General features: G+C 58.5%; 14 protein-coding genes. All 14 read left to right on the top strand.

Annotated elements, in window-relative coordinates; genetic code table 11:
• The first annotated feature begins 94 nt into the window (after window positions 1-94).
• Window positions 95-958: a translation elongation factor Ts gene (gene tsf, locus D3M70_RS09635; RefSeq protein ID WP_120125541.1), complete on the top strand. Its 864-nt coding sequence runs from the start codon at window positions 95-97 to the stop codon at window positions 956-958.
• Between the two features lie 201 nt (window positions 959-1,159).
• Complete coding sequence (gene pyrH, locus D3M70_RS09630) at window positions 1,160-1,903, top strand: UMP kinase (RefSeq protein ID WP_081565853.1); 744 nt, start codon at window positions 1,160-1,162, stop codon at window positions 1,901-1,903.
• Window positions 1,900-2,457 carry a ribosome recycling factor gene (gene frr, locus D3M70_RS09625; RefSeq protein ID WP_120125540.1) on the top strand — a complete coding sequence of 186 codons (558 nt, stop codon included), beginning with the start codon at window positions 1,900-1,902 and terminating at the stop codon, window positions 2,455-2,457. Before pyrH ends, frr begins: the two co-directional genes overlap by 4 nt.
• A 17-nt stretch (window positions 2,458-2,474) precedes the next feature.
• The gene (gene uppS / locus D3M70_RS09620) at window positions 2,475-3,230 is read left to right on the top strand and encodes a polyprenyl diphosphate synthase (protein WP_120125539.1); all 756 of its coding nucleotides are present in this window, start codon (window positions 2,475-2,477) and stop codon (window positions 3,228-3,230) included.
• Complete coding sequence (locus D3M70_RS09615) at window positions 3,230-4,048, top strand: phosphatidate cytidylyltransferase (RefSeq protein ID WP_120125538.1); 819 nt, start codon at window positions 3,230-3,232, stop codon at window positions 4,046-4,048. Before uppS ends, D3M70_RS09615 begins: the two co-directional genes overlap by 1 nt.
• Window positions 4,045-5,235: a 1-deoxy-D-xylulose-5-phosphate reductoisomerase gene (gene ispC, locus D3M70_RS09610; RefSeq protein ID WP_120125537.1), complete on the top strand. Its 1,191-nt coding sequence runs from the start codon at window positions 4,045-4,047 to the stop codon at window positions 5,233-5,235. The genes D3M70_RS09615 and ispC overlap by 4 nt, the downstream gene beginning before the upstream one ends.
• A gap of 93 nt (window positions 5,236-5,328) precedes the next feature.
• Window positions 5,329-6,681, top strand: a complete 1,353-nt coding sequence (rseP, locus tag D3M70_RS09605; protein WP_120125536.1) for a sigma E protease regulator RseP — start codon at window positions 5,329-5,331, stop codon at window positions 6,679-6,681.
• 75 nt (window positions 6,682-6,756) lie between these two features.
• Entirely contained in the window at window positions 6,757-9,147 is a 2,391-nt protein-coding gene (gene bamA, locus D3M70_RS09600) for an outer membrane protein assembly factor BamA (protein ID WP_120125535.1), read from the top strand.
• Window positions 9,148-9,192: 45 nt separating this feature from the next.
• Window positions 9,193-9,696: an OmpH family outer membrane protein gene (locus D3M70_RS09595; RefSeq protein ID WP_062383122.1), complete on the top strand. Its 504-nt coding sequence runs from the start codon at window positions 9,193-9,195 to the stop codon at window positions 9,694-9,696.
• A gap of 4 nt (window positions 9,697-9,700) precedes the next feature.
• The gene (lpxD, locus tag D3M70_RS09590) at window positions 9,701-10,756 is read left to right on the top strand and encodes a UDP-3-O-(3-hydroxymyristoyl)glucosamine N-acyltransferase (RefSeq protein ID WP_120125534.1); all 1,056 of its coding nucleotides are present in this window, start codon (window positions 9,701-9,703) and stop codon (window positions 10,754-10,756) included.
• 112 nt (window positions 10,757-10,868) lie between these two features.
• Complete coding sequence (gene fabZ, locus D3M70_RS09585; RefSeq protein WP_120125533.1) at window positions 10,869-11,309, top strand: 3-hydroxyacyl-ACP dehydratase FabZ; 441 nt, start codon at window positions 10,869-10,871, stop codon at window positions 11,307-11,309.
• Window positions 11,306-12,082: an acyl-ACP--UDP-N-acetylglucosamine O-acyltransferase gene (lpxA, locus tag D3M70_RS09580; protein ID WP_120125532.1), complete on the top strand. Its 777-nt coding sequence runs from the start codon at window positions 11,306-11,308 to the stop codon at window positions 12,080-12,082. Before fabZ ends, lpxA begins: the two co-directional genes overlap by 4 nt.
• A gap of 2 nt (window positions 12,083-12,084) precedes the next feature.
• Entirely contained in the window at window positions 12,085-13,221 is a 1,137-nt protein-coding gene (gene lpxB / locus D3M70_RS09575) for a lipid-A-disaccharide synthase (RefSeq protein WP_120125531.1), read from the top strand.
• An 11-nt stretch (window positions 13,222-13,232) separates the two neighbouring features.
• On the top strand, window positions 13,233-13,874 hold the full coding sequence (rnhB, locus tag D3M70_RS09570; RefSeq protein ID WP_120125530.1) for a ribonuclease HII: 642 nt from the start codon (window positions 13,233-13,235) through the stop codon (window positions 13,872-13,874).
• Window positions 13,875-13,894 lie beyond the last annotated feature (20 nt).

Raw genomic sequence — 13,894 nt, 5'->3', positions numbered from 1 at the left:
TTGTCATGTGCAGCGGTCACCATGGATTTTCAAGAATTTGAACGCCCGCCCGGCGGGTGGAATGGTTGAAGACCTATCCAAGAGGATTTTGAAAATGGCAGAGATTACTGCAGCGTTGGTCAAAGAACTGCGCGAGCGTACCGGCGAAGGCATGATGGACTGCAAAAAGGCCTTGACCAAGGCTGGCGGCGACATCGAAAAAGCAATCGACGATATGCGTGCTTCGGGCGCAATCAAGGCAGCCAAGAAAGCAGGCAACATTGCTGCTGAAGGCGCCATCGCAATCAAGGACAACGGCAAGCGCGCTGTCCTGATCGAAGTCAACTCCCAGACCGACTTCCTGGCTCTGCAGGACGACTTCAAGAACTTCGTCGCTTCCAGCGTCGAAAAAGCTTTCGATCAGCAGGACGTCACTGTTGAGCAGTTGATCGAAGCTCAGGAAACCGAGCGTACCGCGCTGGTTGCCAAAGTAGGCGAAAACGTCAACATCCGTCGTCTGGCGCGTGTTGAAGGCGACGTGCTGGGTTCTTACCTGCACGGCAACAAGATTGGCGTTGTTGTGGCTCTGAAAGGCGGCGACGCTGAACTGGCCAAAGACATCGCCATGCACGTTGCTGCCAGCAACCCCGAGTTCCTGCTGCCTTCCGACGTTTCGGCCGAAGCGATCGAGCGCGAGAAGAATGTCTTCCTGCAACTGAACGAAGACAAGATCAAAGGCAAGCCTGCCGAAATCGCCGAGAAGATGGTTCAAGGCCGCATCACCAAGTTCCTGGCTGAAGCCAGCCTGGTAGAGCAAGCGTTCGTCAAGAACCCGGAAATCAAGGTCGGTGAACTGGCCAAGAAAGCCGGCGCTGAAATCGTTTCGTTCACCTACTTCAAAGTAGGCGAAGGCATCGAGAAGCCAGTCGACAACTTCGCTGAAGAAGTCGCTGCTCAAGTGGCTGCAAGCAAGCAATAAGACGGTTCTCCGACTGTCGCCCCAAAGAGGCTGCCCGCTCACGCGCGCAGCCTCTTTGTCAAAGCGGCAGGAGGAATTTGTTTTTTCCGGATGTGGCTCGCAAGGCTGCAATTCCCGGAGCGAGTAGCCTAGAGTTAGCGCAGGCTGAAAGCAGCTCGTAGCTCACAAGATTTTTTTTAAACGCCGCAGGAGAGATTCGCAATGGCTCAGCAGGGCAGTGGATATCAAGCTCGCTATAAACGCATTCTACTCAAGCTTAGCGGCGAGGCCCTGATGGGGTCGGAAGAGTTCGGCATTGACCCGAAAGTGCTGGATCGCATGGCGCTTGAAGTAGGTCAGCTGGTTGGAATCGGTGTCCAGGTCGGTCTGGTCATCGGCGGTGGCAACCTGTTCCGCGGCGCTGCCTTGAGTGCGGCCGGCATGGATCGGGTCACGGGTGATCACATGGGCATGCTGGCCACTGTGATGAATGCCCTGGCAATGCGTGACGCGCTCGAGCGTGCCAATATCTCGGCCATCGTGATGTCGGCAATCTCCATGGTGGGTGTGACCGACCACTATGATCGTCGCAAGGCCATGCGTCACTTGAATGCCAAAGAAGTCGTGATTTTTGCGGCGGGTACTGGCAATCCGTTCTTCACCACTGATTCGGCTGCCTGCTTGCGTGCGATTGAAATCGACGCCGACGTCGTACTGAAGGCAACCAAGGTCGATGGTGTGTACACTGCCGATCCATTCAAGGACCCGCATGCCGAGAAGTTCGATCATCTGACTTACGATGAAGTGCTGGATCGCAAGCTGGGCGTAATGGATCTGACGGCCATCTGCCTGTGCCGTGATCACAAGATGCCGCTGCGTGTCTTTAATATGAACAAGCCCGGTGCACTGCTGAATATCGTGCATGGCGGGGCTGAAGGAACTTTGATCGAGGAAGGTGCACAATGATCAATGAAATCAAGAAAGACGCTCAAGAGCGCATGCAGAAATCCATCGAATCCCTGAACCATGCGTTCGGTCAGATTCGTACCGGTAAGGCCCACCCCAGCATTCTGGGCAGCGTGATGGTGCCGTACTACGGCGCGGACACTTCCATTACCCAGGTAGCCAACATCACGGTTAAAGACTCGCGCACCCTGCAGGTCGTCGCGTTCGAGCGCAACATGCTTGGCGCGGTCGACAAGGCCATCCAGAGTGCGGGTCTGAATCTCAACCCGACCAATCTCGGCGAAATGCTGCTGATCTCCATGCCGGCGCTGACCGAAGAAACTCGCAAGGGCTTCACCAAGCAGGCGCGTAGCGCAGCTGAGGACGCTCGCGTTGCGGTGCGCAATATTCGCCGCGATGCACTGGGTGACCTCAAGAAGCTGGTCAAGGACAAAGAAATCAGCGAAGCCGAAGAGCGTCGTGGCACTGCTGACATCGATAAGCTGACCAAGGAATTCGAGGCCCAGATCACCAAGGCCACGGACGAAAAAGAAAAAGACCTGATGGCCGTATAAGGGGTCAGGAAGCTTTCATGGAAAAGACAAAGCTGGCTGTGCCGTCGTCGGTACCGCGTCATGTCGCGATCATCATGGATGGGAACAATCGCTGGGCAAAAAAGCGTCTGTTGCCGGGTGTGGCGGGTCACAAGGCTGGCGTGGATGCTGTTCGGGCGGTCATTGAGGTATGCGCCGAGGCCAAGGTCGAGGTGCTGACGCTGTTCGCCTTCTCCAGTGAGAACTGGCAGCGTCCCGCCGAAGAGGTCGGGGCGTTGATGGAGTTGTTCTTTACCGCCCTGCGCCGCGAGACCAAGCGGCTGAACGAGAATGGCATCAGCCTGCGGATTATCGGTGATCGGTCCCGGTTTCATCCCGAGCTGCAGGCTGCGATTCGCGAGGCGGAAGCACAGACTGCCGGTAACAGCCGCTTTGTTCTGCAAATCGCCGCCAACTACGGTGGTCAGTGGGATATCGCTCAGGCTGCGCAGCGGCTCGCCCGTGAAGTTCAGGCCGGGCATCTGCGTCCTGACGACATCACTCCGGAGTTGCTGCAGACCTGTCTGGCAACAGGCGATCTGCCTTTGCCTGATTTGTGTATCCGGACCGGTGGCGAGCATCGCATCAGCAATTTCCTGCTGTGGCAGCTGGCTTATGCCGAGCTGTACTTCTCCGACCTGTTCTGGCCGGACTTCAAACACGATGCCATGCGCAATGCGCTGGCCGATTTCGCTTCGCGCCAACGCCGCTTCGGGAAAACCAGCGAGCAGGTAGAAGCTGGAGCCCGTGCTTAATGCTCAAACAACGAATCATCACAGCGCTGATCCTGGCGCCGCTTGCTCTCTGCGGCTTCTTCCTGCTCGAGGGTGGCAGCTTCGCGCTGTTCATTGGGGCGGTGGTTGCGCTGGGAGCGTGGGAGTGGGCGCGTCTGGCGGGGCTTGAGGCCCAGTCTGTTCGCGTGTTCTACGCGGTCGTTGTCGCCGTACTGCTGTTTCTGCTTTATCTGTTGCCGGGTCTTGCACCGTGGGTTCTGGTGGCGGCCCTGATCTGGTGGCTGACGGCGACCTGGCTGGTTTTGACGTATCCGGAGTCCAGTGAACACTGGTCCAGCGTCATTTATAAGCTGGCGATCGGCCTTCTGATCCTGCTCCCGGCCTGGCAAGGGCTGGTGCTGATCAAGCTGTCTCCATCGGGTAACTGGCTGATTCTGGCCGTGATGATCCTGGTGTGGGGTGCAGATATCGGCGCTTATTTTTCCGGCAAGGCGTTCGGCAAACGCAAGCTGGCCCCTAAAGTCAGTCCGGGCAAGAGCTGGGAAGGGTTGTATGGCGGTCTGGCGACCTGTCTGCTGATAACTGCGGCAGTGGGTGCGTATCGCGGCTGGTCCTTCGGTGAAATTCTTTTTGCGCTGATCTGCGCCGCGATCGTGGTACTGATTTCCGTGGTGGGCGACCTCACCGAGAGCATGTTCAAGCGCAAATCCGGGGTAAAGGACAGCAGCAACCTGCTGCCCGGTCATGGTGGCGTGCTTGATCGCATCGACAGTCTGACGGCTGCGATTCCGGTTTTCGCTTTGCTGCTGTGGGCTGCAAAAGACTGGGGCGTGATGTGAGTAAGCCTCAACAGATTACCGTTCTGGGCGCTACCGGTTCGGTTGGCCTGAGCACGCTGGACGTTATCGGGCGTCATCCTTCGCGCTATCAGGTCTTTGCCTTGACCGGCTTTACTCGCCTGGCCGAGTTGTTGGCGCTGTGTGTGCGTCACACCCCGCAGTACGCCGTTGTGCCTACAACGGTCGCAGCGCGTCAGTTGCAGGATGACCTGCGCGCTGCCGGTCTCGACACCCGCGTTCTGGTGGGGGAGGGCGGTCTTTGCGAAGTCAGCGCGCACCCACAGGTCGATACCGTGCTCGCTGCCATCGTCGGTGCTGCCGGTCTGCGACCGACCCTGGCTGCGGTGGAGGCGGGCAAGAAGGTCCTGCTGGCCAACAAGGAAGCCCTGGTCATGTCGGGTGCCCTGTTCATGCAGGCCGTTCGTCGCAGCGGGACGGTGCTGCTTCCGCTGGACAGCGAGCACAACGCGATCTTTCAGTGCTTGCCTGGTCACTACGCCAACGGTCTGACTCAAGTCGGCGTACGGCGGATATTGCTGACGGCTTCGGGTGGGCCGTTTCGCGAGACGCCGATGGCGGACCTGGAGCATGTGTCCCCCGAACAGGCCTGCGCTCATCCCAACTGGTCCATGGGGCGCAAGATTTCCGTGGACTCGGCCAGCATGATGAACAAGGGCCTTGAACTGATCGAGGCCTGCTGGCTGTTCGACGCGCCGCCGTCCCGTATCGAGGTGGTGGTCCATCCGCAGAGTGTGATTCACTCGATGGTCGATTATGTCGATGGTTCGGTGCTGGCACAGTTGGGCAATCCGGATATGCGGACGCCTATCGCTCATGCGCTGGCCTGGCCAGAGCGGATCGATTCGGGCGTTGCGCCGCTGGACCTGTTCAGTATTGCGCGCCTGGATTTCCAGGCTCCAGACGAATTGCGCTTCCCTTGCCTGCGTCTGGCGCGGCAAGCTGCGGAAACCGGCGACAGTGCGCCGGCTGTGCTCAACGCGGCCAACGAGGTTGCGGTCGCGGCGTTTCTGGATCGGCGTATTCGTTATCCGGAGATCGCGAGTATGATCGACGAGGTGTTGAACCGGCAGCCCGTGGTCGCGGTAGGCGAGCTGGAAACGGTCTTTGAGGTTGATACCAGGGCGCGCGCGCTGGCTGAGCAATGGCTCAGCCGAAATGGGCGTTAAGCGGAAAATGCCAGGAAGCAGAGATACATCGATGTGGGCGAAGCGGCGTTCTTCACCTGCCCACAACGCAGAATCGGTACCCGGAGAACAGCGATGAGTGCGCTTTATATGATTGTCGGCACCCTGATTGCCCTGGGTGTGCTGGTGACCTTTCACGAGTTCGGTCACTTCTGGGTGGCCAGGCGTTGTGGCGTCAAGGTTTTGCGGTTCTCGGTCGGCTTCGGTATGCCGTTGTTGCGCTGGACGGATCGCAAGGGCACAGAGTATGTGGTCGCCGCCATTCCGCTGGGTGGCTACGTGAAAATGCTCGACGAGCGCGAGGGTGACGTGCCCGCGGAGTTGGCGCATGAGTCCTTCAACCGCAAGTCGGTTTATCAGCGCATCGCTATCGTTATTGCAGGGCCCGTCGCCAACTTTTTGCTGGCCATTGTATTTTTCTGGATACTTGCCATGTTGGGCAGCCAGCAAGTGCGCCCCGTCATTGGCGGCGTCGAGGCGGGCAGTATTGCCGAAAAGGCGGGCCTGACTTCCGGCCAGGAAATCGTATCGGTCGATGGTGAATCCACTACCGGCTGGGCTGCCGTCAATCTTCAGCTCGTGCGTCGACTGGGTGAAAGCGGCACCATTGCATTAAAGGTGCGCGAGCAAGGCTCGGACGTCGAAACGCCGCGCTCGCTGGCGCTAGATAACTGGCTCAAGGGCGCGGATGAGCCTGATCCGATCCGTTCGCTGGGCATTCGCCCCTGGCGCCCCGCGTTACCGCCTGTTCTTGCTGAGCTCGATCCGAAGGGGCCAGCACAGGCTGCGGGCCTGAAAGCGGGCGATCGGCTGTTGGCCCTTGATGGGCAGCCGCTCAATGACTGGCAGCAGGTGGTGGATTCGGTTCGTGTCCGTCCTGATGCAAAGATTTCCCTGAGTGTCGAGCGTGACGGTGCGACGATCGATGTGCCCGTTACCTTGATTGCCAAGGGTGAAGGGAAGGCTGCCACCGGGTATCTGGGTGCAGGCGTAAAAGGTGTCGACTGGCCACCTGAAATGCTTCGCGAAGTCAGTTATGGCCCGCTGGCCGCCGTGGGAGAGGGGGCACGACGCACATGGACCATGAGCGTGCTGACCTTCGATTCGCTGAAGAAAATGTTGTTCGGCGAGCTCTCGGTAAAAAACTTGAGCGGACCGATAACCATTGCTAAAGTGGCGGGCGCTTCGGCCCAGTCAGGTGTAGGTGACTTCTTGAATTTCCTTGCTTATCTGAGCATAAGCCTGGGGGTTCTCAATTTGCTGCCCATTCCAGTGTTGGACGGGGGGCACTTGCTGTTTTATCTGATCGAGTGGGCGCGTGGTCGTCCGCTGTCGGAAAAGGTACAGGGCTGGGGGGTTCAGATCGGGATAAGTCTGGTGGTCGGAGTCATGTTGCTCGCACTGGTCAACGATCTGGGACGACTGTAAAAGCTACGCTGAATTGTGAATCTGCCGCATTTTGCGGCAGTTTGTTTATTGCCAGTTGGAATAAGAAAGGACTTCATGAAACGTCTGCTGCTAACTGCGGTTCTTGCCGTACTGATGATCGCCGAAGTTCACGCCGAGTCCTTCACTATCTCCGATATCCGTGTCAACGGCCTGCAGCGGGTGTCCGCCGGCAGCGTCTTTGGTGCGCTGCCGTTGAACGTGGGTGAACAGGCCGATGACGCGCGTCTTGTCGACGCCACTCGCGCGCTGTTCAAAACCGGATTCTTCCAGGATATCCAGCTGGGCCGTGACGGTAATGTTCTGGTCATCTCTGTGGTCGAGCGCCCGTCTGTTTCGAGCATCGAGATCGAAGGTAACAAGGCGATCACCACTGAAGACCTGATGAAAGGTCTCAAGCAGTCGGGGCTGGCAGAAGGCGAGATTTTCCAGCGTGCAACCCTGGAAGGCGTTCGTAACGAGCTGCAGCGTCAGTACGTCGCTCAAGGCCGCTATTCGGCGGAAGTCGCCACTGAAGTCGTTCCACAGCCGCGTAACCGCGTGGGCCTGAAGATCAACATCAATGAAGGCGCGGTTGCCGCGATCCAGCACATCAACGTGGTGGGTAACTCGGTGTTCCCCGAGCAGGATCTGGTAGACCTCTTCGAACTGAAGACCACCAACTGGCTCTCCTTCTTCAAGAACGACGACAAGTACGCCCGCGAGAAACTCTCCGGCGACCTGGAACGTCTGCGTTCGTATTACCTTGATCGCGGCTATATCAACATGGATATCGCCTCGACCCAGGTGTCCATCACGCCTGACAAGAAAAGCGTGTACATCACCGTCAACATCCATGAAGGCGAGAAGTACAGCGTCAAGTCGGTCAAGCTGACTGGTGACCTCAAGGTCCCTGAAGATCAGATCAAGTCGCTGCTGCTGGTCAAGCCTGGTCAGATTTTCTCGCGCAAGGTCATGACCACCACGTCCGAGCTGATCACCCGTCGTCTGGGTAACGAGGGCTATACCTTCGCTAACGTCAACGGCGTGCCCACCCCGAACGATGAAGATCACACCGTAGACATCCTGTTCGCTGTCGATCCGGGCAAACGTGCCTACGTCAACCGCATCAACTTCCGTGGCAACACCAAGACCGCGGACGAAGTGCTGCGTCGCGAGATGCGTCAGATGGAGGGCGGTTGGGCTTCCACTTATCTGATCGACCAGTCCAAGACCCGTCTGGACCGTCTGGGCTTCTTCAAGGAAGTGAACGTCGAAACACCTGCGGTGCCGGGCACCGACGATCAGGTCGACGTCAACTATGCCGTGGAAGAGCAGGCATCCGGCTCGATCACCGCCAGCGTCGGTTTCGCACAGAGCGCCGGTCTGATCCTCGGCGGTTCCATCAGCCAGAACAACTTCCTGGGTACTGGTAACAAGGTCAGCATCGGTCTGACCAAGAGTGAATACCAGACCCGCTACAACTTCAGCTATGTCGATCCGTACTTCACGCCAGACGGTGTGAGCCTCGGCTACAGCGCTTTCTACCGCAAGACCAACTACGACGACCTCGACGTTGACGTGGCAAGCTACTCGGTGGACAGTCTGGGCGCCGGTATCAACATGGGCTACCCGATCAGCGAGACCTCGCGCCTGAACTTCGGTCTGTCTGTGCAGCAAGACGAATTGAGCACAGGGACCTATACCGTCGATGAAATTTTCGACTTCATCGACAAGGAAGGCGACAGCTTCACCAACTTCAAGGCGTCCGTTGGCTGGTCCGAGTCGACCCTGAACAAAGGTACGCTGCCAACCCGTGGTCACTCCCAGAGCCTGACGCTGGAAACCACGATTCCTGGCAGTGATCTGTCGTTCTACAAACTCGACTACCGCGGCCAGTTGTTCCACCCGATTACCAGTAACACCACGCTGCGTCTGCACTCCGAGCTGGGCTACGGTGACGGTTACGGTTCGACCTCCGGTCTGCCGTTCTACGAGAACTACTACGCCGGTGGTTTCAACTCGGTGCGTGGCTTCAAGGACAGCACGCTGGGCCCTCGCAGTACGCCTAGCCGTGGTGAGGGTAACCCGGGTGGCCGCCCGGGAACCCTGGCTGACCCGGATCAGGATCCGCTGCCGTTCGGTGGTAACGTGTTGATCACCGGTGGTGCCGAGATTCTGTTCCCGCTGCCGTTCATCAAGGATCAGCGCTCGCTGCGTACCTCCTTGTTCTGGGACGTCGGTAACGTTTTCAACACCAACTGCGACAATGCCAAGACCTCCCTCAGTGGTGAGAAGATCCAGTGCAACGGCCCTGAGCTCTCGGGTCTGGCAAGTTCCGTCGGTGTCGGCGTGACCTGGATCACTGCATTGGGCCCGCTGAGCTTCGCGTTGGCGATGCCGGTGAAGAAACCAGACAACGATACCGAAACCCAGGTCTTCCAATTCTCTCTCGGTCAGACCTTCTAAGGGTCTGATCACTGATAACGACAACGGATTTGTAGGAGTTACATTGTGCGCAAGTTGACCCAATTGGCATTGCTGGCCACGGTTCTGATCGCAGGCCCGGCATTTGCTGACATGAAAATCGCCGTTCTGAACTACCAGATGGCATTGCTCGAATCGGACGCTGCCAAGAAGTACGCAGTCGACGCCGAGAAGAAGTTCGGTCCCCAACTGACCAAGCTCAAGGCTCTGGAAAGCAGCGCCAAAGGGATTCAGGATCGCCTGGTAGCCGGTGGCGACAAGATGGCTCAGCCTGAGCGCGAGAAGCTGGAACTGGACTTCAAACAGAAAGCCCGTGACTTCCAGTTCCAGTCCAAGGAGCTGAACGAAGCCAAGGCCGTTGCTGACCGCGAGATGCTCAAGCAACTGAAGCCGAAGCTGGACTCGGCCGTTGAGGAAGTGATCAAGAAAGGCGGTTACGATCTGGTCTTCGAGCGCGGTGCCGTGATTGACGTCAAGCCACAGTATGACGTTACTCGCCAGGTCATCGAGCGCATGAACCAGCTGAAGTAACTTCATGACTGCGACTATCACACTCGGTCACCTGGCCGAGTTCCTGGGTGCCACGCTTCGTGGCCCGCAGGACAAGGAAATCACCGGACTCGCTACCTTGCAGGAAGCGGGTCCAGGTCAGGTCAGCTTTCTGGCCAATCCCCAGTATCGAAAGTTTCTCGCGAACACCCATGCCGCTGCCGTGCTGCTCAAGCCAGCAGACGCGGACGGTTACGCGGGAGATGCCCTGCTGGTCGCAGACCCCTACCTGGCCTACGCCCGCATTTCCCATCTGTTTGACCCCAAACCCAAGTCCGCTGCAGGCGTTCATCCGACTGCCGTTGTGGCCGAGGACGCTTTCGTCGACCCTGCCGCCAGCGTTGGCGCGTATGCGGTAATCGAGAGCGGGGCGCGGATCGCCGCAGGCGTGACCATCGGGGCTCATTGCTTCATTGGCGCACGCAGCGTGATCGGCGAGGGCGGCTGGCTTGCTCCTCGCGTAACGCTTTATCACGACGTCCGGATCGGGCAGCGTGTTGTGATTCAGTCCGGGGCAGTGCTCGGCGGTGAAGGCTTCGGCTTCGCCAACGAGAAGGGTGTCTGGCAGAAAATCGCTCAGATCGGTGGCGTGACGATTGGCGACGATGTGGAAATTGGTGTGAACACCGCCATCGACCGCGGTGCCATGGACGACACCCGTATTGGTAACGGCGTAAAACTCGATAACCAGATCCAGATCGCGCACAACGTGCAGGTGGGAGATCACACCGCCATGGCAGCCTGCGTAGGCATCTCCGGCAGCGCCAGGATTGGCAAGCATTGCATGCTTGCAGGCGGGGTCGGCCTGGTAGGGCACATCGAAATCTGTGATGGCGTGTTCATCACCGGCATGACCATGGTGACCCGTTCGATTACCGAGCCTGGTTCCTATTCTTCAGGGACTGCAATGCAGCCCGCGGCCGAATGGCGCAAGAGTGCGGCGCGTATACGCCAGCTCGATGACATGGCTCGGCGGCTGCAGCAGCTAGAAAAGATTGTCGAGGCAGTGACCTCAGGCGGTAAAGCGTCATCTGATGGCTGATACTTTTTTCTTATCAAGTGTGCAAAGCCGATAAACTGCCTCCTTGATTTGCTAGAGGAGTGCTGCGCATTCGTCGCGCACTCCCAATCTTTACTACAGGCTTCCTCTCGAAATGATGGACATCAACGAAATTCGCGAATATCTGCCCCACCGCTACCCGTTCCTGCTCGTGGACCGTGTGGTGGAGTTGGATGTTGAGAATAAGAGCATTCGTGCCTACAAGAATGTCAGCATCAATGAGCCCTTTTTCAACGGCCATTTTCCTGCGCATCCAATCATGCCAGGCGTGCTGATCATCGAAGCCATGGCGCAAGCCGCCGGCATCCTTGGCTTCAAAATGCTTGACGTGAAGCCTGCTGACGGCACTCTGTATTACTTCGTGGGCTCCGACAAGCTGCGCTTCCGTCAGCCAGTGCTGCCGGGCGACCAACTGATCCTTGAGGCGAAATTCATCAGCTGCAAGCGTCAGATCTGGAAGTTCGAATGCCAGGCCTCGGTAGACGGCAAGCCGGTCTGCTCCGCAGAAATCATCTGTGCGGAACGTAAACTATGAGTTTGATTGACTCTCGCGCAATCATCGATCCGACAGCCATCCTGGCTGACAATGTGGAGGTCGGCCCGTGGTCGATCGTCGGGCCCGGTGTGGAAATCGGCGAGGGTACGGTCATTGGTCCGCACGTGATTTTGCGCGGCCCGACCAAGATCGGCAGAAACAATCACATCTACCAGTTTTCATCGGTGGGTGAGGACACGCCTGACCTGAAATACAAAGGTGAGGCCACGCGTCTGGTCATCGGTGATAACAACGTGATCCGTGAAGGCGTCACGATTCACCGTGGCACCATTCAGGACCGTGCCGAGACCACGATTGGTGACAACAACCTCATCATGGCCTACGCCCACATCGGGCACGACAGCGTCATTGGCAATCACTGCATTCTGGTGAACAACACTGCTCTGGCCGGCCATGTTCATGTGGCTGACTGGGCGATTCTGTCGGGTTTCACCCTCGTTCATCAGTACTGCCACATTGGCGCCCACAGCTTTTCAGGCATGGGTACTGCGATCGGCAAGGACGTCCCGGCGTTCGTTACCGTTTTTGGCAACCCGGCTGAAGCCCGGAGCATGAATTTCGAGGGCATGCGTCGTCGCGGTTTTTCGGATGATGCGATCCACGCGCTGCGTCGTGCCTACAAGACGGTCTACCGTCAGGGACTCACGGTCGAGCAGGCGGTGGTCGAGCTGGCCGAACCTGCTGCACAGTTCCCGGAAGTCGCTCTGTTCCTTGATTCCATCCAGAACTCGACCCGCGGCATCACCCGCTAACCATGAGTGCCTTGCGTATAGCGCTGGTCGCCGGAGAAGCTTCCGGCGACATCCTGGGCTCCGGCCTGATGCGCGCCATCAGGGCCCGCCATCCTGACGCGCAGTTCATCGGCGTCGGCGGTCCGCTCATGGAAGCCGAGGGTATGTGCTCCTATTTCCCTATGGAGCGCTTGTCGGTCATGGGCCTGGTGGAAGTACTTGGGCGTCTCAAGGAACTGCTGGCGCGACGCAAGTTGTTGATCCAGACCTTGATCGATGAGAAGCCCGATGTGTTCATCGGCATCGATGCCCCTGATTTCACCCTCAATATCGAACTCAAACTGCGCCAGGCCGGGATCAAGACCGTTCACTACGTCAGCCCCTCCGTCTGGGCGTGGCGCCAGAAGCGTGTACTGAAGATTCGCGAAGGCTGCGATCTGATGCTCACACTGCTGCCGTTCGAGGCGCGGTTCTACGAAGAGAAGGGTGTGCCGGTGCGTTTCGTCGGGCATCCATTGGCTGACACCATTCCTCTTGAAGCTGACCGCATGGCGGCCCGTGCCGAGCTGGGTTTGGGCGAAGAGCCGGTCGTGGCGCTGATGCCTGGCAGTCGCGGCGGTGAAGTCGGACGCCTTGGCGCGCTGTTCTTCGATGCTGCGCAACGGCTGCTGGCCCAGCGCCCGAACATCCGTTTCGTGTTGCCGTGCGCCAGCCCGCAACGTCGCGTGCAGATCGAACAGTTATTGCAGGGGCGCGAGCTGCCACTGACGCTGCTCGACGGCCGCTCTCATGTCGCACTGGCGGCCTGCGATGCAGTCTTGATCGCGTCGGGCACGGCCACGCTGGAAGCCTTGCTCTACAAACGACCGATGGTGGTTGCCTATCGTCTGGCGCCGCTGACCTACTGGATACTCAAGCGGATGGTGAAGAGTCCGTACGTGTCGTTGCCGAACCTGTTGGCCCAGCGTTTGCTGGTCCCTGAGCTTCTGCAGGATGCGGCGACCGCCGAGGCCCTGGCCGATACTCTGCTGCCACTGCTGGACAATGGCGCGGAACAAACTGCCGGCTTCGATGAAATTCACCGAACCTTGCGTCGCGATGCATCCAATCAGGCGGCCGAAGCGGTTCTGAGCCTGATCGGTGCGTCGCCTTCACGATGAGTACGCAATCAATGCAAATGGGTCTGGACTTCAATCTGGTCGAGGATCTGGTCGCCGGTGTCGACGAAGTGGGTCGCGGTCCGCTGTGTGGTGCCGTGGTGACCGCAGCTGTGATCCTCGACCCGAAACGCCCCATTCTGGGTCTTAACGATTCGAAAAAGCTTACTGAAGCCAAGCGCGAGAAGCTGTTCGACGAAATTTGCGAAAAGGCCCTGTGCTGGCATATCGCGCGGGCGGAAGTAGAAGAGATCGACGAACTGAACATCTTGCACGCCACCATGCTGGCCATGAAACGTGCGGTGGAAGGTTTGCTCATTACGCCCAAACTCGCGTTGATCGACGGCAACCGCTGTCCTCAGTTGTCGGTGCCCAGCGCCCCGGTAATTCAGGGGGATGCGCAGGTGCCGGCCATTGCGGCCGCGTCGATTCTGGCGAAAGTCAGCCGAGATCGCGAGATGGCGGCGATGGAACTGATCTATCCCGGCTATGGCATCGGCGGTCATAAAGGCTATCCGACGCCTGTGCATCTGGAGGCGCTCGCCCGGTTGGGGCCAACGCCGATTCACCGTCGATCCTTCGCGCCTGTGCGTGCAGCGTACCAGGCGCGTGAAATGATGATTTCCACGTCCTTCACGTCGCTGCCGCTCAACTGATCTCGGGCTGATGTTTTCAT

This window comes from Pseudomonas sp. LS-2 (assembly GCF_003605735.1).
GTDB lineage: Bacteria > Pseudomonadota > Gammaproteobacteria > Pseudomonadales > Pseudomonadaceae > Aquipseudomonas.
Note: the sequence above shows the minus strand (reverse complement) of the source record. Positions and strands in the feature narration are given on the sequence as shown.